Raw genomic sequence first — 21479 nt, 5'->3', positions numbered from 1 at the left:
CATCGTCCCGCTTTCCATTTCAATCTTATAAGTCTCGTCCCAAAAGACGAGACTTATAAGGATTTACACTTCAATCGGGGCTAAGGGCAATGTCATTAAGTTAAGGAATTACTATTTTTATTTTCACGCAGATTTCGCAGATTTACGCAGAAAAAAAGTAAAAAATCTGCCGAATCTGCCGAATCTGCGTGTTGTTTTTTTAATTTCTCCCTTACCTTAATGACATTGGGCTAAGGAGTTATATTTTACCTTTTTACCATCATCTAAAAAAAATAGAAATCGAACTCATTATACACAAAATAGTACTGATCGCAAATAGTTTTATTTTTGTTTAAGAGGATAAAAAACAAGTTTTGTGGAAGACTGCATAATCGCTTTTTTATTCAATTTCATTTTTCTAAATTTTCCAGTATTATACAACTCTGCTTGATCTGCATAATGTGCACTAAATGGATTCCCGGATTGCCCAGTCGGCAAAATTCCCCAACTATTTTCAATATCAGAGAAGTCAATTACTCTTCGGCTTGAAGGACCTCCTTTTACTTTGTAAAATCCTTCATCCACAAAATCAAAAAATTGATTATTTATTACTTCATTAGAACCCGAAACTTCAAAAGGGCCAACATTAAAAAAAGGTCTAAATAGCGCTAGTTTCCCAATTGGGTGTTGGTATTCTACTGAATGTACTTTTTCCCACTTCCAGTTCGAAGGTGAATTACCCAATTGTTTTTCCAAAGCCACTATTGCTTCATCAAATGATTTTGCCAAGATTTGACTTCTGGTTTCTTTTATGTTTTTTGTAGTAACATCATCCCACCATAACGAATTTTCGCTTGAGATTTGTCTGGCGACAATTTGCTTCATGATATGAGTTCCTAAAAATTGTTTGAATCCTTCATCATCCAATTCGTCCTGAAAAGTGTTTTTCAGATATAAATAAATCCATTTATTATAGATCGTGGGAGCTACATCAGTCAAATTATTAGAACCACTCCAGGATTTTAGAATACGGATTGCCTCATTTTCCGTTTTGGAAAGTGATTTTAAATTTAAATTTGAGATTAAATTTTTCACAACTTCCGGAGCTACGGCTGATGTATTGTCGTTAATCATTTTACTCACTGAGTTTTTGTCCCAATCTGATTTTGAATCCAGCAATTGCGTAATTCTTTTTGCTCTGTCTTCAGGAAGATAATAGCCCGGGTAAGCAAAACCATCTATCGCTTCCGGTTGATTATTTGCGGAATAAACATAATTCCAGTCTGGATTGACTGCTGATGGATTTTTTGAGAAATCCAAATACTCTAAACTATCATCTTTTCCATTGGAACCATTAAGTATGAAATTTGTATTCACACCATTATTGTGTTTGTACAATTTCCCGGTTGCCCACCAACCAACATTTCCTTTAGCATCACCATACATTACATTCAGTCCTGGTGCGGCAATAAGTGCAACTCCTTTTTGAAAATCGGTGATTGAATTGGAATGTGATATCGCATAAATTGCCTCAATACTATGAATAGGCTGTTGTGTATAAATCCAGGACATAGCGACAGGTTTCTCACTTTTCAAACCAGCCAACAAATCATTCACAATAGGACCATGCTGACTTACTTTTAAATTCAAGATTACATCTGACGAATCTTTAACCTTTATTATTTTCTTTCTAATTTCATAATCCTGGAATCCATTTTTTGTTTGGTATTGATTATTATTTTTAGGGTTATTTTCTTCTTGATAAAAATCGACATCATCATTTTCAAACATTGTTAAACCATAAGCGTATTCCCTATTGTGACCCAATAAAGGAAAAGGCGCTCCTGCCAGATAACAACCGTACAATTCAAAATCGGGAGTTTCTAAATGAGCTTCATACCAAGTCCCCGGTTGGGAGAATCCGATATGTGGATCATTGGCAAAAATTACTTTTTTATTCTTTGTTTTTGGAGGAGCGACAACCCAACTATTACTTCCAACAAATGGTGACACTGGTGATTGATCCAAAAGTGACGCTATCGATTTTGAAATAGCTATATATTCTTGAGATTTTTGTTTTGAAATTTTAATTTTAGTAGTATTAAAATCTCCCTCTATTCCAAAATCTTTGAGATAATCCATTCCATATTTATTCCTAATGTCGGTAAGTAATGGATCTGTTTTTTGAGCCATTGCAAAACTAAAAGACATATATCCAAAAATATTATATACATCCTGTATCGTGAATTTTTGTTTTTTAACACCTAATAATTGGAATTCCACAGGAGCTACACCTTCCTCAAGATATTGATTAATCCCATCCAAATAAGCCATTGTCAATTGATAGGCCGGACTGTTTTTGTCTAAGTTTGAAATTGCTTTTTCAGATGCTTCTTCAATCCCTAAACCAACAAAAAACTTATCGTTCTTCAATGCAACCGATCCAAATACTTCGGACAAGCGCCCTGGAGCAATTCGTCTAAGCAATTCCATTTGCCACAATCTATCTTGAGCATGTAGATATCCGAAAACAACCATCGCATCTTTTGAATTTTGGGCATAAATATGAGGCACTCCAAATTCATCAAAATAAACCGTAGTTTCCTTTTTAATATTTTTCAAATAAACTTCACCTTCATATTTAGGCTTTTGGTATGACCTATAAATAAAAAATGCGCCAATTAAGACGATTAGCAAAAAAATAAAAATAAGTAAGGCTTTCTTTAGGTTTCTCATTGGAAGCAATTTTGTTACACTTTATCAAACTTATGTAAAAATCAACACATTTTATGTACCGTTTTTAAAAAACACATTTAAAAAAGGGTGTTTTTTTATCAAATACAAATAAATACAATGATAATGAATTTTAGCATTATTGTTAATTTTTTATTATAAAACAAAGAATAAGTATCATAAAAGTTAAAATTTATTATTTAAATTGAGATTTTTACAACAAACTCCACGTGATTAAGTCTCAGTTTATTATATTTGTTAAAACATAAAAAATCATGAAAAATATTTCAAAAGAAACCATTTCACAAATGGATAAGATTGAAAAATTAAATTTAATTAATTCATGTACAGGATTCAAATCAGCTAACTTAATTGCTACAAAATCAATCGAAGGCAATACCAATGTCGCTATTTTTAGTAGCATTACTCATCTAGGAAGCAGCCCATCATTGATAGGATTCATTGTTCGGCCAACTACAGTTCCTAGAGACACTTATAAAAACATTATGGAAACTGGTTATTTCACAGTAAACCATATTACAATTGATATGATTGCCGATGCGCATCACACTTCGGCTAATTATGATTCTGGAATTTCTGAATTTGACAAAACAAATTTAGAAGAAGAATACAAAGAAGGCTTCAATATTCCTTTCGTAAAAGGAAGTCCGGTGCAACTTTATTGCAAGTTTGTAAACGAATATATTATTAAAGAAAATGATACTATTCATATTATAGCTTCTATTGAGCATATTTTTTTCGATGAAACTTTGGAACATAAAGATGGCTGGCTACAACTGGACAAAGGAAATATAGTCGCCTTAAATGGAGTAGACGGATATTTTTTGCCCAAACTAATTGATCGTTTTCAACCTGCAAAACAAAATATACCTACAAAATCATTTAAAAAAGATAAGGAATAAAAAACCGCATAATTTAAAAAAGGGAATAGTTGTGTAACTATTCCCTTTTTTTATTTTCCTAAAATTCCTGTCTTTAAAATCTGCCCGAAGTGAAACATATCCTCATAAGATGTATATAAAGGAACAGGTGCAAGTCGAATTACATTGGGTTCTCGCCAATCTGTAATCACACCGTTTTTCATTAAATAACCAAACAAACTACGTCCTTCTCCATGAAGAAAAACAGATAATTGACAGGCTCTTTCCGATGGTTCTGTTGGAGTAATAATTTCAAAAGACCCATGTACTTCTTTGCTTATTTCGTTCAGAATGAATTCTAAATAAGAAGTTATTTTATCTCTTTTTAAGATTAATTGATCCATTCCAATCTCGTCAAACATTTCAACAGAAGCCAAATATGGCGCCAATGAAAGTATTGGCAAATTGCTTATCTGCCAACCTCCAGCTCCATGAACTGGATCGAAAACAGGTTCCATCTTAAAACGACGTTCTTTGTTATGTCCCCACCAGCCTGCAAATCGAGGCAACTCTTTATTGTTGTGGTGTTTTTCGTGGACAAAACAACCCGAAGCATTTCCTGGTCCCGAATTCATGTATTTATAACTGCACCAAGCAGCAAAATCGACATTCCAATCGTGTAATTCCAATTTAATATTTCCTGCAGCGTGAGCCAAATCCCAACCTACATAAGCGCCTTGTTTGTGTCCGGCTTCGGTAATGGTTTTCATATCGAAAACCTGGCCTGTATAATAATTCACACCGCCTATTAAAACCAATGCCAACTCCTCACCCACTTCTTCAATTTTTGTCAAAACATCTTCCAGTCGGATGTTATGTTCTCCTTCACGACGCTTGATTTCCACAATGACATCTTCTGGTTTATAGCCGTGGAAATTCACTTGACTTTGAAACATATATTGATCGGAAGGGAAGGCTTTTTCTTCACAAATGATTTTATAACGTTTTGAAGTTGGTCTATAAAATGAAACCATCAATAAATGAAGATTCACTGTTAGTGTGTTCATTACGGTGATTTCTGACGGCAAAGCACCTACCAATTTACTTAATGGATTGGCGAAACGTTCTTGATAATCCCACCACGGTTTTTCGGCATAAAAATGACCTTCGACAGCAAGATTTGCCCAATCATCCATCACCTCATCAACATATTTTTTGGTTCTTTTTGGCTGTAATCCCAAAGAGTTACCCGTAAAATAAATTACTTTTTTGTCATTTACTTTTGGAAATATAAACTCGTCTTGGTATTTATGTAGATGATCTTGTGAATCGAGTTGCTGAGCAAATTCTAATGTATTTTTGAAATCCATTTTTTGACTATTTTGTGCCGTAAAAATAGAAAAAAGAAAACAGAGAAAAGATGTCAGAATAAAGAAAAAAGACAAATAGCCTACAAAAAAAGTTAATTTAATAATAATTCAAATATTTTCAATCTGTATTTTACATTTAAAGCAACGCAATTCTTATGAAAACGATTTGCGTTAGGGATAGAAATGAAAAGTTTTTACCTGAAACCATTAGTAATACAGCAACGAGGAAGCGACCAACGGAAGCTCCCGCAGTGCTAGTATTACTTTGGTTTTGGGTAAAAACTTGTAATAAATAGCCCGTAATACGCCCAAAGAAAAAGATTTTAGATTGCAGAATTTAGATTTTAGATTTCTAAACACGTGTTCGCTTCGCTCAGTTTGGGGCAAAAAAAATCTCGCCATTGCTGACGAGACTTTGTATTTAGTTTTGAATGTGATTAGATAATCAACATTGCATCTCCGTAAGAATAGAATTTGTATTCTTCTTTGATTGCTTCTTCATAAGCTCTTTTCATTAAATCGTGTCCACAAAATGCAGAGACCATCATTAGCAAAGTTGATTTTGGCGTATGAAAATTGGTAATCATACAAGTTGGAATGCTGAAATCGTGAGGAGGGAAAACAAATTTATTTGTCCAACCATCGTAAGGATTCAATGTGTTTTGTGAAGAAACTGAACTTTCTACGGCACGCATAGAAGTAGTTCCTACAGTACAGATTCTCTTTTTGGCAGCTTTTGCAGCGTTTACAATATCACAAGCTTCTTGAGTAATTTTTAATTCCTCAGAATCCATTTTGTGTTTCGATAAATCCTCAACCTCAACTGGATTAAAAGTTCCTAAACCAACGTGTAGTGTTACTTCGGCAAATTTAACTCCTTTGATTTCCAATCTTTTCAACAAATGTTTAGAGAAGTGTAAACCAGCAGTTGGTGCTGCTACAGCTCCTTCTTCTTTTGCATAAATTGTTTGGTAACGCTCTGCATCTTCTGGAGTTACATCACGACTGATATATTTAGGAATTGGAGTTTCTCCTAGTTCGGTTAATTTATTTCTGAATTCTTCATAAGATCCGTCATAAAGAAAACGCAATGTTCTTCCACGAGAAGTAGTGTTATCAATAACCTCGGCTACTAATGAATCATCATCTCCGAAGTACAATTTATTTCCGATTCTGATTTTACGGGCCGGGTCTACTAAAACGTCCCAAAGTCTTTGTTCTGCGTTTAGTTCTCTAAGCAAAAACACTTCAATTCTTGCTCCAGTTTTTTCTTTGTTTCCGTATAAACGGGCTGGAAAAACTTTGGTATTATTCAATATTAAAACATCACCATCATCAAAATAATCGATAACGTCTTTAAACATTTTATGTTCTATCGTTTGTTTCTTACGGTCAATAACCATCAATCGAGACTCATCTCTATTTTCGGCTGGATATTCTGCAAGAAGTTCTTTTGGTAAATTGAATTGAAAGTGAGATAATTTCATTTGCTGTTTGTTTAAAAGTTTAAAATTTCAAGTCTCAAGTTGTTTAAACTGAACTTAAAAATCTTTCGGGTGCAAATATACGATTGTGAGATAGGCGTTGTCAAGTGTTTAGGTGTTTATTTTTCCTTACCTGACCCTATCCCGCAATGTGATTGCAAAAAAATCAACAAAAGTTTATGTAAACGACCATCTTTGCATCATAAAAAACCCTATTTTCTTTAAATCATCCCAAAAATCAGGATATGATTTTGATACTACATCTGCATTATTGATAACAATTGGCACTTTTAATCCTAATGGTGCAAAAGCCATCGCCATTCTGTGATCGTTATAAGTATCGATTCTTACCTCTTCATTAATATTTTTTGTCGCAATAAGTGTCAAGCTATCATTGGTCACCGTGATATTAGCTCCCAATTTTGTCAATTCAATACGAAGTGCTTCCAGTCTATCGGTTTCTTTAATTTTTAAAGTGTGCAAACCGGTAAGATGACAACCAATTCCCAAACCTAAGCAAGTAACTACAATAGTTTGTGCAATATCTGGAGTATTATTTAACTCAAAATTCAAGTCTTTGTATTCGAAATCACTTTGCTTTGTCAAAGTAAGTTTGTTTCCTTCGAAATGTGACGTCACTCCCATTTCCTTGTATATCTCAACCAAAGCTGAATCTCCCTGCAAACTTGTTTCTTTGTAACTGGTCAAAGAAATAGAAGCTGTTTTTGCCAAGGCGACTAAACTAAAAAAGTAAGATGCCGAGCTCCAATCGGATTCTACGGTCATTACTTTAGATTCTACTTCTTTCTTTGGATGTACTGTGATTACGTTTCCAACAAAACTAGTTTGAATGTTTAAATCATTCAATAATGCCAAAGTCATTTTGATATAAGGAACAGAAGTTATCTCACCAACCAAAGTCAGCTCAATTCCGTTCTCTAATTTTGGCGCTACCAATAGCAATGCCGATATATACTGGCTGCTCACATTAGCAGGAATGCTAACTTTCGAAGCCGTTATTTTTTGTCCTTTGATTCGAATAGGTGGATAACCTTCTTCTTTTTCATAAGTAATCTGTGCTCCCAATTGTTGCAAAGCCTCAACTAAAACTTTAATCGGGCGTTCTGTCATTCTTTGAGATCCTGTCAACACAACTTCACGTCCTTCATTAACTGCATAATAAGCCGTTAGAAAACGCATTGCCGTTCCTGCGTGATGAATATCCACAATTTCATCATTACCATTCAATGCTTTTTGCATTACCTCGCTATCATCAGAGTTTGAAGTATTGGCTAAAGTAATGTTTGGATACAATGCCTGAAGTAACAATAGTCGATTGGTTTCGCTTTTGGAACCAGTAATTGCAATTTGTTCTTGTAAATCGTGTTGTGATGTTTGTAACAGTAAATTCATTTTGGATGAGTTGATAGGTGTGTTTGGCAAATTTATTTTAAAAAAAGGATGTACCAAAACTTTGCCCTGACTTATAACATTATTTTAGTTTATCGTTGTTTTTGTGGCGGTCTTTATCTCGAACAGATTTCAAATCCATTTTCTTGTCAAAAGCGGCTTGCAAATCAATTCCTGTTTGATTAGCCAAACACAATACCACAAAAACAACATCGGCCAATTCTTCTCCAAGGTCTTTGTTTTTATCACTTTCTTTTTCGGATTGCTCTCCATAACGGCGAGCTATGATTCGGGCTACCTCACCTACTTCTTCTGTAAGTTGTGCCATATTGGTCAATTCATTGAAGTAGCGAACACCGTGTTCTTTGATCCAAGTATCTACGTCTTGTTGGGCATTTTTTAAATCCATTATTTTATTTTATTAATTAACCCTGTCAGAGTTCAAAACCCTGACAGGGTTAAGTTGGTGAAAGATTAGTATTCGATTATTAAAGTATTAATTTCGTTTAAGTTTTGTTGTTGGTTGTGATGAAAAATAAAATTTTCCAAATCTCCGAATAATTCAACAACTTCCTTTCTTCTTAGCTTCGTTGGCTTATCCGATAGTATTGTTTCATAAGATGACCAAGGGTACAAACTCATTTGTTTCACAAAACCGTGATGCACCGGGTTGTTATGGATGTAAAAAATCAGTTGTTGAAAATACTTTTCAGAAGAAACCAATTTTCTTTCAAAAGTTGTTTCAAATAAACTTCCTGTTCTATTATGACGTTTATTCACTGCTTGCGTATAAGCATTGAACAAATGTGAAAACTGTCTTGATGGATCAATGACTTTTGGTTTTTCGGTTGTAGTATAAGTCAAATCATTTTGTTCGATTTCTACTTTATCTTTGATTCGTACCAAGATATGAAAGTGATTTTTTAACAAGCACCAAGCATAAGTTTCGGCAATAGGCTCTATATATTTAGCATACAACCGAAGAAAATGATAGTAATTCTCGTTTTCAAGAAATATATCAATCCCATTATTACCACGATTGTAAATGTGGTAGTAATTTCCATGAAGTATGGGGTGTTTTATTTCCATTTTACTAATTGCTTTTATTTATTTAACCCTAACAGGGTTTTGAACCCTGTTAGGGTAGGACTGTCGGATTGAATTGTAAACAAATATAAGTTTAAATTGTGAGTTGTGAAATGTAAGATGTGAGCTATAAAGCGGTAAGCTATAAATGCCAAATGCCCCAAAAACGTGGTTAAGGCCGTCCCTGACGGGGTACACCACGTTCTATAACGGGGTAATTGAGGTTTCAAACGGGGTTCACCACGTTAATAGACGGGGTTATCGCGCGACAACACGGGGTAATCCCCGTTGTGCAACGGGGTAAATGGAGTTCAGGACGTGGTAAACCACAAAAAAACGGGTAAGAAACTAGTTCCTTACCCGTTTTAGCATTATTATGATGCGTCTATATCTCCTCTTCGATTTTCTTGGCTGTTTTGGCCGCGGAGCTTCCTCCTGTAAAAAACTGTGCTATGGCAGTTACTTTGCCTTCATAGCCTGGTGATTTGGTACTAGCCTTGTATTTGCTGTAATCATAATCCGTAAGTGCGGCCTGGTAATTCTCAAAATCGTGAAGGATTTTATTATTGGTCAACCCATCGATTAGAGTTTGTAATCTTCCGATAGTGGATTGCAGAAAGTCTCTCGAATCAAAATCGCTCTGAAACTCTATCCAATCTACATCAGGACTGCTCAAGCCCGGCTGACTTGCCTTGTAATCTTTGACTTTGTTTACTATCAGTTTATTTTGTTCATTCACGCTCCCGTATTTCTGACGTTCCTCTGCACTAAGGTTTTTGATTTTGGCTGACAAAGCTGTTTCAAGTGCTGTTAAGCTAGTACCTACTGCTGTCTTTTCGGCAGCTACATAATGATTGTTGTTTAAATTTTCAAATGGCATACTTTTTTGGTTTTTAAGTTAATAACTACAATCAACCAAATATAAGTAAAATCTTTAATAAACATAAAAGAAAGAATAATCTTAATTAAAAATATTGCTCTTTATTTTTACTGTCAATTTAAATGGTCATTGAACAATTATTCAGCAAAGAAACTTTCATACCAACTTCAAAAATTACCTGTTTTTCAATTTTTTCATTACTTACGCTTTCTTTAAAATAATCTTCTCTGTTTCTTTAGCTATCATACTCTGATAATATTCTTTTAACATAGGATAATATTCTGATGAAACAATTGAGGCATTTATCTGATGAGTAATGGATAACTGTATTTTATTGCCTGAAGTACTGGATATAAATTTAAAGCTACCTATATTCTCTTCCATATCAAGCTTAGATGATTTTGGAAGTGTCTCGACAACATAGCCCTCTGGTATATCAATATTGATTGTATATCTATCTAAAAAAGGAAAACCATAATCAATAGGATACTCTCTTTTCTCTTGCTTGAAAGGGTTGTGTTCTTTGGTAAAAAACAACAATGGATTAATGTATATTTTTTCGCCTATCAACTCACATAAATTGGTTCCTGAAAAAGAGCAAGTTTCAATAACTGGTAATTGAACATCTTTTTCATTTGCCCTAACGTAATCGGAAATTTCAATTTTTTCGTTTTCATTTTCCAATTTTTCCAGATAATCATCCTCTTTTATATTTTCAATCTCCGATCTAAAACCCATGGCCTTATGGCCTGTTCGCTGACGTCTCAATTTACCCGTAATTTTACCGGTAGCATCAATTGCATACATCATTATTACATTGTCATTAGAGGTTTGTGTAGGCATTAAATCTACTTCTTCCGATGTTCCGTCTTTTCTAATTAATCTACCCATCCAATTTAAGTCTCTAAACGGCAATACATTTGGAGTTGAAAACTTACTTGTGGCGTCTAATAATATCAGTCCTTCAGGGTTTTCTACAGCAGCAATTACATAGTTAAAAGCTGTTCTATTTGGAAACATTGCAATGCCATTTGAACGGGTGCTGACCAAAACAGGATTTGCTTTTAAACCTGCGCTACGCAACATAGCAGTGAGTATAAAATTAATCTCCGCTACATTTCCCGTTTTGTCTTTATAGGCTTTTTTAACTCCATCATTACAATAATAGCTATTATAACCATCCCATTTTACGGTTGATTTCACATAACTCAGAATTGCTGAAATGATTTCATCTTGAGTGGTTAATCCTGTAATAACTGATTTTAAATCCTCTTCAAAATAACCTGTTTTATTTAATTCCGCTCCAAAATCGCTATCATCATAAATAGTTTTTACTACAGCTTCCCAGTTTGCGGAATAAGACTTAACAATCTCATTTGGATATTTAGTTATCGATAATTCCTGTGCTACACTTGTTGTATAATTATCAATATTATTTACTAATACTTCCTCCTTCATCGCTGGCAAATTTTGCGCAGTATAAGTAGTTTTCGTTTCTAGATACTCCATTTTATCTGTTGATAAATAAGTAATAGTGTTATTAACTGGAACTATTGTTCTCTCCCCAGTTTTAAAAACAACTGATTTTGAAGAATTTTCAATATCTATTTTTGGTCTAATGAATCCTTTCAATTTCGTATTATAAACAAAATACTCTGGCACAAGGGTTATATATTCCGCAAAATCAACAGGAATATCGGTTTGAAAATCAAACTCCCGTAGCATCCCTCTGTTATTTGTTCGTATTATATATTTAAATTCCAATACCGAACCTTCTTTAACATTGGGCAGTGTTATTTTCTTTTTATCCACGTATTTGTTTACTTTTTCTTCAAACTCACCTTCACTTTGCAGCTTTGTTTTTTCAATCTTTCCTGCCACTAAATTATAAGTTACCGCATCCGTAAATTCAACGTTTTCTTTTATTGAAGAATTTCTGGATATAAATCTCACTTCTTGGTTTGCCCAATCATACCCTTCTTTTTTATAAATTTTGATGCGCATGGTTATCTCAGTAATCACCTTAAAACCTTCATCATGTTTGTATTCAAATTTTGTTTCTCCTTTTTTAAACAAAATTGCAGCAACGGCAGCTGTATCTTTTGGGTGCTTTTTTTGTTTCAATTCGTCTATGGAGACTTTTCCTAGTTTAAATTCTTGAGCAATTCCATTCACAAATGAAAACAGTAAAAACAAACACAAAACAATATTATTTCTTTTCATTTTTTTATACTTTTTTTAAAACAATCTTCTCTGTTTCCTTAGTAATCATACCCTGATAATATTCTTTTAGCATAGAATAATATTCTGAGGATACAATTGAGGCATTTATCTGATGAGTAATGGATAACTGTATTTTATTTCCGGAAGCATTCGACATGAATTTAAAACTTCCTAAATTTTCTTCCATATTGATTTGAGTTGATTTTGGCAATGTCTCAACCACATATCCCACTGGAATATCTATGTTTATGGTGTATTTATCCAAAAAAGGAAAACCATAATCTACAGGATATTCTCTGATCTCTTGTTTAAAAGGATTCTGTTCTTTGGTAAAAAACAGCAGTGGATTGATATACATTTTTTCGCCTATTAACTCACATAGATTGGTTCCTGCAAAAGAGCAAGTTTCAATAATTGGCAGCTGAACATCCTTCTCATTTGTTCTTAAATAATCAGAAATTTCAATTTTTTCGTTTTCATTTTCCAGTTTTTCCAGATAGTCTTCCTCTTTTGTATTTTCAATCTCCGATCTAAAACTCATTGCATTGTGATCCGTTCTTTGTCTTCTTAATTTTCCCGTAATTTTCCCAACTGGATCAATAGTATAATTCATCGTTATATAGTTATTCGATGCTTTCTTTGGCATTAAATCAACCTCTTCTGATGTTCCGTCTTTTCTAATCAATCTACCTAACCAATTTAAATCTCTAAATGGTAATACATTTGGAGTTGAAAATTTACTTGTCGCGTCCAACAATATCAATCCTTCCAGTGTTTCTACTGCTGCAATTACATAATTGAATGCACTATGATTTGGGAAAATTGATATGCCGTTATCCCTTGTGCTAACCAAAACAGGATTTGCTTTTAGTCCTGCTGTACGCAGCATTGCCGTAAGCATGAGATTAATCTCCGCGACATTGCCTGTTTTGTCTTTGTATGCTTTTTTAACCCCATCATCACAAGAATAGCCATTATATTCATTCCATTTTACCGTTGATTTTACATAATTTAGAACTGCTAAAATAATTTCATCTTGTGTTCTTAGTCCTCCAATAACGGCCTTTAAATCGTCTTCAAAGTATCCAGTTTTATTGAGTTCGACACCAAAATCTTCATTATCATAAATAGTCTTTACTACAGCATTCCAGTCTGTAGAAAATGATTTATAAATTCGACCTGGGATACTTACCATTGCTAATTCATAAGAAACACTTGCTTTATAATTATCTATATTGTTAACAAAAATTTCCTCTTTAATTGCTGGGACATTTTCTAAAGTAAAAACAGTTGAAGTTTCTTGGTTATAAGTTGGTTCTGATGAAAGTTTAGGAAAAACGAATCCTTTTGTTCTCTTATTAAAAGTTAAAAATTTTGGTGTTTTAACATTATATTCCGTATAATCTACAGGAATACTAGTCTGAAAATACCAATCTCTTAACGACCCAAAATTTTCAGATCGTATTTTATATTCAAATTCAACGATAGAACCTTCTTTTACATTGGGCATTGAAATTTTTTTTTGCCCAAAATATTTATTGATTTTTGTTTCAAATACTCCTTCGCTTTTAAGTTTCGTTTTTTCAATCTTGCCATCGACTAAATTATAAGTAACTGCTTCCGAAAAAGAAACATTTTCGCCCTGCAAATAGTGAGACACTTCTTTATTGGCCCAATTATAGCCCTCTTTTTTATAAATTTTAATTTTAGTTTTGATTGTAGTAACTGTCACTAAATCCTCAAAACGCACAGATCCTTTTTCAAATAAAATTGCCGCCACCGCAGAAGTATCTTTTGGGTGCTGCTTTTGTTGTAATTCCTCGATAGTAACTTTTCCTAGTTCTAGTTTTTGAGCATTAATACTAGAAAAAGTAATGAGGAATAACAAGAGTATTGATTTTCTAAAATTCATTTTTAAATTAGCTTTTGGTTAAAATTATTTTGGCGTTGTCGTTTCTCGAAACCTGCTCCATAAAAAGACGAAATTCATCGTATTCTTTATTGGTGTATAAACCTTTTTTCAAAAAGAACTTTCGTTTGTAAACGATATTATTATTGTCTTTTTTAATAATCTCTGTTTTATACTCACCGAATTTTCCGTTGATTTCAACATTCCCTGGAAGAAATTCAATCGAAAAATTTATGGGCAAAGCAATCTCTATTTCATCGATATCAATTGAACCTCTTTGTATTTCTAAAGGATTTTTCCGGTTTCGAATTCGTTTTATACTTTGAGTTAATGGATTAAAAGCATTTAGAGCAAACATCATTTTATTTGCAGATACATTTCCGTAGTTAATCGCACTTATTTCGGCATTTTCAGTAAAACTAATTTTATCACTATCATTCTTGAAAGTGATTTTTTTAATCTTTAAATTATTGATTGTACTCCAATAGTCTTTATAGAATTTCTCCTTTTCTGTTGGAGAAAATTTATCATTATTAAACTTTTTATTGTATTGCGAACCTTCGGAAACGATCCCTATTTTTCCTAAAAAATCACCATTTTCAGCAATGGAATAGGTCCCTTTACTGACTTGAGTATTACCTGTATCTTCGTAAATTTTTGTTCTTACAATCTCCCCTCCCTCTGGCTTTATCACCAAAACATTTCTGTCGTCCGTAAAAGTTCCTTGATAACCAAAAGGATCTACCTGACTTGTACACTCTAAAAAAACATATTTATCTTTATTGGGTATAGCCAAAATCATATGATTCCCTTGCATCGAAACAAAATCGGTTTCAATATCACGCTTTCTTGGATTACCATATAAAACAACATTGTAAGATGGAACATCCACCACACTAAGAAGCGCTTTGGTATAATTACTCAATGCCTTACAATCTCCATAGCCCAAACGATCAACATCACTTGCTGGCATAGGTTTCCAACCCCCAATCCCTACTTGAATACTGACGTATCTCGACTTTTCCTGAACGTATTTATAAATGATTTGCGCTTTCTTGATAGGATCGGTTTCGGCACCAACCAAAGCTTTGATTTTTACTTTAGTTTCTTCAGACAAATCAGTAGTTCCCTCCAAAATTTTTTCACCGTACCATTTTCCAAATTCTGCCCAAGTTTTGGCAATACCATCAACTCCTTCCAAATGAAACAACCCCAATCCCATCATTACTCTTGGAAAAAGAGTACTAAACGAGGGACTTGCCGTTTCTTCTTTTCGTGCCAACATTTTTGATGCTAAATAAGAAAGCTGAGTTGAAGTTTCTACAGTTTTTTTGATATTAAAATTCAAAAAATTGAATTCTTTGTATTTGAATCCAAGCCCTAAAGGATAAGTTATATTGAGAATGCTTTTCTCTATACTGACAGCATAATCATTCAAAGGCACCCATTGCGGAATAAAAGCTGTATTTGATGTTTCTGTTTCTATTTCAAAAACAACTGTAAATGGGTATTGTATTGGTGTATAGTCTAAGTAAATATAACGACTCTCTGAAAAAAGAGTACTTCCGCTCACTGCACTTACATCCCTAAAATCACTCCTTTTTACTTTTTTGATTTCCTTTCCAAAAGCATCATAAACCGTTGCCAATATACTTTTGACAGGACTCGATTTGTCATAATTTTCATAAGCTTCAATAGCATCCAACCCATTTTCGTTGAGCACTGTTACAACGCGTTTGTTTTTGATATTCATACTGCGTTGAGACGCAATTACAATATCTATTTGGTTCAAACGAACAATAGCATTGGCGTTTTCTTTGAGTGAATCGGAAAGAGTGAGGGCACTGTAATCACTTTTTTGAGCAAAAAGAAATGTTGTAGTAAATAAGAAAATAATAGAAATAGAGGAAATAAACTTGTAGGTCATAAAAAAGTTTTAGTGTCGAAATATAAGAAAATTTCGTCTAAATAAAACTTAATTTTACTCTTTATTTTTACTGTCTATTTGTATAGTAACCGGTCCATCATTAAGCAATAAAACTTTCATATCCGCTCCAAAAATTCCAGTTTGCACTTTCTTGCCTAATTCCTTTTCCAATTGTTTTACAAAATTTTCATACAATGGAATCGCTATTTCAGGCTTAGCTGCTTTTATGTAAGAAGGACGGTTTCCTTTTTTGGTAGAAGCGTGTAGTGTAAACTGGCTCACAACAATAATATCTCCATCAATATCTTGAATGGATAAATTCATGATATGATTTTCATCATCAAAAATACGGATTTTGGTAATTTTCCCAACCAACCAATCAATGTCTTCCTGGATATCGGCTTCTTCAATCCCTACTAAAATCAATAATCCTTTTTGGATTTCAGCTACTATTTTAGAATCGATGGTTACGGAAGCATTGGAAACTCTTTGAAGAACAACTTTCATTATTTAATTCTTAATGTTTGAAAGTCGAAAGCCAAAAGTCATCTAAAACTCGACTTTAAGACTTTAGACTTGACTACTCTCTTGATTTATCACTAATGATTCGATCCTCATTGTAATCATCGGTACGATAATGTTCATCGTCCCCTTCCAGTATTTTGAGATAACTGTTATAACGGGACCAAGCAATTTCATCTTTTTCTAATGCAGCTTTTATGGCGCAATGTGGTTCTTCTTTATGCAAACAATTATTGAACTTACATTGATCTTTCAATTTAAAAAATTCCGGAAAATATCCGCTAATTTCTGCAGGATCCATATCAACCATTCCAAAACCTTTGATTCCGGGAGTATCTATGATTTTGGCTCCAAAAGACAAATCATACATTTCTGCAAAAGTGGTTGTATGTTGTCCTTGTTTACTTGCAACCGATATCGTTTTGGTTTTTAAATGCAAAGAAGGTTCCATTGCATTTACTAAAGTTGATTTCCCCACACCTGAATGTCCAGAGAACATACTTACTTTACCCACCATCATTTCTTGTAAAGCTTCGACTCCCTTATTCTCTGTCGAGGAAACTCGCAAACATTTATACCCTATTTCCTGATACACATGTTGCATATACAACTGTTCATCAAGCGTAACCTCATCCAAAGTGTCTATTTTATTAAAAACCAAAATAGCTTCAATTCCGTAAGCTTCGGCGGTTACCAAAAAACGGTCAATAAAATTGAATGTAGTTGGAGGATTGTTTACAGTTACCAACAGAAACACTCGATCAATATTGGAAGCAATAATATGCATTTGATGAGATAAATTCACAGCCTTACGAACAATATAATTCTTTCTTTCATGAATATTATGAATTGTTCCAGTAATAGTATCTGAGGTTTCTTCAAGCTCGTAATCGACAATATCACCCACAGCAATTGGATTGGTACTTTTAATTCCTTTGATTCGGAATTTCCCTTTCATACGGCATTCTATAAAATCTCCTTTTTCGGATTTTACGGTGTACCAACTTCCTGTAGATTTGTAAACGAGTCCTGTCATTATTTGATTTAAGAATTTTAGATTTTAGATTTTAGATTAAACCTAAGACTTTGCAAAGATAATTAGTTTGTTTTAGGTTTAAATATTTAATAGCATGTAAATATTTAATAAAAAAAGGTTGTGAAAGAATCACAACCTTTTAAAATTTTATTGTTCTAAAATTAATCTTCCCAGTTTATCTTGTTTTTTCCTTGATGAATACAAAATAAATTCACTTTCATTCTTTCTATAATAAACTCCTGGACGAAGTACCAATTCATTTTTCACAACTTCTTCAGGGTCTTTTCTTGTAATCTCTCCTTTTTCATCAAATATAAAAAGAGAAGGAACTGAACTATTATAATTCCCAAGTGCTTTTATTTTTTCAATGTCAGTAATTCCTTTATTTTTAATATTATCATTAAAAATCACATTCAACTTACCATCTCTATACATTGGAATTGCTCCAAGATATTCGGGGCCTTTTCCTAAATCAACTAATGGTATGTTTAAAGATGCTCCAACAGTAAAACTCCCATTTCCTGCAATAGCACCTAATGATAAAGACATTGTAGTAATTGATGCCACTTGTTCTTTTGGCAAAACATTACCCCAATCTAATGACCCGTCAGGATTTAAAGAGGTTACAATAATCTCGTTTTTGGTATAGGTAACCGGGGTAAATTGCAACGGTCCAAATCCTGCACTTTTACCATAATAAACAAATTGCATTTCTGAAAGAACAATTAACCCTCCATCATTTCTTTCAATTAATGTTGTAATGTTATACAGTGGCTTCACGTCTTTTCCGTTTTTAGCTCTTCTCTCTCCTAATAACTTAACTTTTGTTTCATAATCAAATTCATCAAATTTCACTTCTGGTATTGCTGTACTAGCAAGATCTAATGTTGCATTATAAATTCCTTTTAACTCTTTATTTGCTTTACCATTTTCACGGACACTTGAATAAAATCCGACTAGTTTTAATGTGTTTTTTGCAGTAGAAATCATTTTACAGTTAATGATTTCTTTCCCTTTTATATTAATATCGACAACAATTTTTTTATAATCATTTGCTCTTTTGAAAGTATGAATCTGAAATTTCTCAATTTGCTCCTTCTTTTTAGAGTCTCTATAACTTTCATTAACAACTAAAAAAACATCATTTTGAAAATTTAATTCAAAATCTGAAATAGTAAATTCATAATCTTTTTTACTATCATCAAACTTTACTTTTTCTGCATTTGCAAAAAGTACATTTAATTTATTGTCTAGTAATTTCACTTCGTACTGAACAGCATCTTCTTTCGAAAATAAAGAGGTGTGCATAACTAGCAAGTTCTTTTCATCAGGAGAAAGTTTAAAATAAAACAATCCTTTTTCTGATTTTTTTTCAACAACAGAATTAAACAAAAGGATCGATTTTTCGCTTAAAGTACCTTTATCAGAAACTGACACTCCAACCAAATTAAACGTTTTTTCCTTTCTATTATAAACGCTTCCGATAGCATATAAATTCTCGTTTAACAAAAATATTTCTTCAAAATCAACTTCTTTGTCTTCAAGTTTAGGGATAGCGATAGGATTTGAAGAAATTATTTTCATTGTTTTTGATTCGAAAATCTTCAAAAAATAATCTTCTTTACCCGCAATGGCTAAAGCATAAATTTTATCATTGGATTCTCCAATAATTTTCACAATTTTTTGATTATCATCTGGTAATTCTTCACCATAAGTCATGTTCAGTTTTTCAATTTTGTTTTGTGCAGACAAACTCATACAAGACAAACCAAACAATAAAAAAGCAAATGTAATTTTTTTCATTTTTAAATTTTTAATAATACTAATAGTATGTTTTTTTTAGATAACATAAAAAAACCTTCCGCATGACACAGAAGGTTCATTTTATTTAACAATATTAATACTTATTTTTTTAAAATTAAGCGTTTAATACTTTTTCTTGGTGACCAATACTTTCTTGGTGGATATTTTTGAACAATTTAACTATAAATTCTTCTGTTAATCCTTTTTTAGCACCTTCTGCAATCATTTTTTCTTGGATTTCATTCCAACGATTATTTTGAAGAATTGCAACATTATTTTCTTTTTTTACTTGACCAATTTCGTCAGCTACTTTCATTCTTTTTCCTAATAAGTCCAATAAATTTGCATCAAGGACATCGATATTAGCTCTTAATTTGGTCATTTTACTTGTAAACTCATCAGTATCTCCACTCACTTTTCTAACTTTCAAGTCTTTAAAAATTTGTTTCAAAGCAGCAGGAGTTACTTGTTGAGCAGCATCACTCCAAGCATTATCAGGGTCATTATGAGTTTCGATAATCATACCGTCATAATTTAAATCCAATGCTTCTTGAGTTACTTCAAGGATCATATCACGGTTTCCTGTAATATGTGATGGATCAATAATCAAAGGTAAATCAGGGAATTTATTTTGCAATTCAATAGCAATCTGCCATTCTGGAATGTTTCTGTATTTAGTTTTTTCGTAAGTAGAAAAACCTCTGTGAATTACTCCCAATTTCTTAATTCCAGCTGCATATAAACGCTCTACACCACCTAACCATAAAGCCATATCTGGATTTACTGGATTTTTAATCAATACAATTTTATCAGTTCCTTTTAAGGTATCGGCGATTTCCTGAACAGCAAAAGGATTTGCCGTTGTACGAGCACCAACCCATAAAACATCAATATCATTTTCTAAAGCCAATTTACAGTGTGCTGCAGTAGCAACCTCTGTACCCATAAGCAAACCTGTTTCTGCCTTAGCTTTCTTTAACCATTTCAATCCAATCTCTCCAACACCTTCAAATCCTCCTGGACGAGTTCTTGGTTTCCAAATACCTGCTCTAAAAACGCTTACATCTGAATCTTTCAATTCGTGAGCAATTTTCAACACTTGCTCTTCTGTTTCAGCACTACAAGGTCCTGCTATTACAAATGGGTGAGATAATTTGAATTCATTCAACCAATCTCTCATTTCTTTCTTGTTTTCCATCTTTTCTAAAATTATTTACTTTTTTCCCTCTCCTCCCGATAGCTATCGGAACTCCCCAAACAACTGGAGGGAGCAAGAGAGATCTTTATTATTAATTGCTTACTACTACTTTATTTTGTTGTTCTTTTTTATTTTTCTTAAAACGGGTTATTGTTACTTTTTAGCATTCATTCCGTTCAATATTTCCTTAATTCGGTTGACGCTTTCCATTTCGTGGTAAATCGCATCATAATCTTCATTTTCCAAAAGATCTTTAAACTTAGACAGGTTGGAAATGTATTCTTCCAATGTTTTTATCACCTGTTTTTTGTTTTGTTTAAAAATCGGGGTCCACATCGCTGGTGAACTTTTTGCCAAACGAACGGTACTTTCAAAACCGGATCCGGCCATGTCAAAAATATCCTGTTCGTCTTTTTCTTTATTGATTACCGTTTTCCCGAGCATAAACGAACTGATATGTGATAAATGTGACACATAAGCAATATGTTTATCATGCGATTTTGGATCCATATATCTAATTCTCATTCCGATTGCCGTAAAAAGCAACAACGCTTTTTCCTGTAATTTGAAAGTTGTTTTTTCAACTTCGCAAATGATATTTGTTTTCCCTTGAAACAAACCTCTAATAGCTGCCGATGGCCCCGAAAACTCCGTTCCTGCAATAGGATGCGTAGCAATAAAATTCCTTCTTCTTGGATGATCCGAAACCGCTTCGCATATTGGCGTTTTTGTCGAACCCACATCAAAAACAATAGCCGAATCCGAAATTAAATCCAATACCGTTGGCAAAACCACAATCGCCGTATCCACTGGAACCGAAACAATCACAAAATCCGCTTTGGACAAATCATCAAAAGTGGCTGCTTCATCAATAACCCCTAACGCTATAGCTTCCTGCAAATGCTTTTCATTACTGTCAATTCCAAAAATTTTGGCATCAGGATTTAAACCTTTAGCATCCAATGCTATTGATCCTCCTATTAATCCAACACCTATTACGTATATATTCATGTTCTGCTTTTTTGGAGCTAATCCTGC

16 protein-coding genes are annotated in these 21479 nt (G+C 33.2%); 1 reads left to right on the top strand and 15 read right to left on the bottom strand.

The features are described from left to right. Nucleotides 1-321: 321 nt before the first annotated feature. Nucleotides 322-2715, bottom strand: coding sequence for a penicillin acylase family protein (locus AC1DY0_RS12040; RefSeq protein ID WP_477188843.1), 2394 nt, complete (start codon nt 2713-2715; stop codon nt 322-324). Nucleotides 2716-2987: 272 nt separating this feature from the next. On the opposite strand from AC1DY0_RS12040, the gene AC1DY0_RS12035 reads away from it, so the two are divergent. Continuing rightward, on the top strand, nt 2988-3635 hold the full coding sequence (locus AC1DY0_RS12035) for a flavin reductase family protein (RefSeq protein ID WP_477188842.1): 648 nt from the start codon (nt 2988-2990) through the stop codon (nt 3633-3635). A gap of 50 nt (nt 3636-3685) precedes the next feature. Here AC1DY0_RS12035 and kynU read toward each other — a convergent pair whose 3' ends face one another. The 14 genes from kynU to AC1DY0_RS11965 all read right to left on the bottom strand — a co-directional run bounded on the left by kynU (nt 3686) and on the right by AC1DY0_RS11965 (nt 21452). Next, nucleotides 3686-4963, bottom strand: coding sequence for a kynureninase (kynU, locus tag AC1DY0_RS12030; RefSeq protein WP_477188841.1), 1278 nt, complete (start codon nt 4961-4963; stop codon nt 3686-3688). 437 nt (nt 4964-5400) lie between these two features. Continuing rightward, complete coding sequence (gene queA, locus AC1DY0_RS12025; RefSeq protein WP_111411093.1) at nt 5401-6450, bottom strand: tRNA preQ1(34) S-adenosylmethionine ribosyltransferase-isomerase QueA; 1050 nt, start codon at nt 6448-6450, stop codon at nt 5401-5403. A gap of 174 nt (nt 6451-6624) precedes the next feature. Further along, on the bottom strand, nt 6625-7860 hold the full coding sequence (aroA, locus tag AC1DY0_RS12020) for a 3-phosphoshikimate 1-carboxyvinyltransferase (RefSeq protein ID WP_477188840.1): 1236 nt from the start codon (nt 7858-7860) through the stop codon (nt 6625-6627). Between the two features lie 79 nt (nt 7861-7939). After that, complete coding sequence (locus AC1DY0_RS12015) at nt 7940-8266, bottom strand: nucleotide pyrophosphohydrolase (protein WP_477188839.1); 327 nt, start codon at nt 8264-8266, stop codon at nt 7940-7942. Nucleotides 8267-8331: 65 nt separating this feature from the next. Further along, complete coding sequence (locus AC1DY0_RS12010) at nt 8332-8946, bottom strand: transposase (RefSeq protein WP_477188838.1); 615 nt, start codon at nt 8944-8946, stop codon at nt 8332-8334. Between the two features lie 382 nt (nt 8947-9328). Continuing rightward, nucleotides 9329-9823 (bottom strand): hypothetical protein, encoded by a 495-nt coding sequence (locus AC1DY0_RS12005; RefSeq protein WP_477188837.1) that lies wholly within the window; start codon nt 9821-9823, stop codon nt 9329-9331. A 201-nt stretch (nt 9824-10024) separates the two neighbouring features. Further along, nucleotides 10025-12046 (bottom strand): transglutaminase domain-containing protein, encoded by a 2022-nt coding sequence (locus tag AC1DY0_RS12000; protein ID WP_477188836.1) that lies wholly within the window; start codon nt 12044-12046, stop codon nt 10025-10027. A 4-nt stretch (nt 12047-12050) separates the two neighbouring features. Next, entirely contained in the window at nt 12051-13958 is a 1908-nt protein-coding gene (locus tag AC1DY0_RS11995; RefSeq protein WP_477188835.1) for a DUF3857 domain-containing protein, read from the bottom strand. Between the two features lie 7 nt (nt 13959-13965). Next, nucleotides 13966-15882, bottom strand: coding sequence for a DUF3857 domain-containing protein (locus tag AC1DY0_RS11990; protein WP_477188834.1), 1917 nt, complete (start codon nt 15880-15882; stop codon nt 13966-13968). A 54-nt stretch (nt 15883-15936) separates the two neighbouring features. Further along, nucleotides 15937-16389, bottom strand: a complete 453-nt coding sequence (gene dtd / locus AC1DY0_RS11985) for a D-aminoacyl-tRNA deacylase (protein ID WP_477188833.1) — start codon at nt 16387-16389, stop codon at nt 15937-15939. Between the two features lie 73 nt (nt 16390-16462). Continuing rightward, a complete protein-coding gene (rsgA, locus tag AC1DY0_RS11980) occupies nt 16463-17440 on the bottom strand; it encodes a ribosome small subunit-dependent GTPase A (RefSeq protein WP_477188832.1) in 978 nt (325 codons plus the stop codon). Between the two features lie 147 nt (nt 17441-17587). Next, nucleotides 17588-19243, bottom strand: a complete 1656-nt coding sequence (locus AC1DY0_RS11975) for a hypothetical protein (RefSeq protein ID WP_477188831.1) — start codon at nt 19241-19243, stop codon at nt 17588-17590. 115 nt (nt 19244-19358) lie between these two features. Beyond that, a complete protein-coding gene (locus tag AC1DY0_RS11970; protein ID WP_477188830.1) occupies nt 19359-20441 on the bottom strand; it encodes a chorismate mutase in 1083 nt (360 codons plus the stop codon). Between the two features lie 153 nt (nt 20442-20594). Beyond that, a complete protein-coding gene (locus AC1DY0_RS11965) occupies nt 20595-21452 on the bottom strand; it encodes a prephenate dehydrogenase (protein WP_477188829.1) in 858 nt (285 codons plus the stop codon). Between the last annotated feature and the right edge of the window lie 27 nt (nt 21453-21479).

Source organism: Flavobacterium sp. P1_E4 (assembly GCF_056405915.1).
The sequence above is the reverse complement of the archived record's forward strand: the minus strand, read 5'-3'. Positions and strand labels throughout refer to the sequence as shown.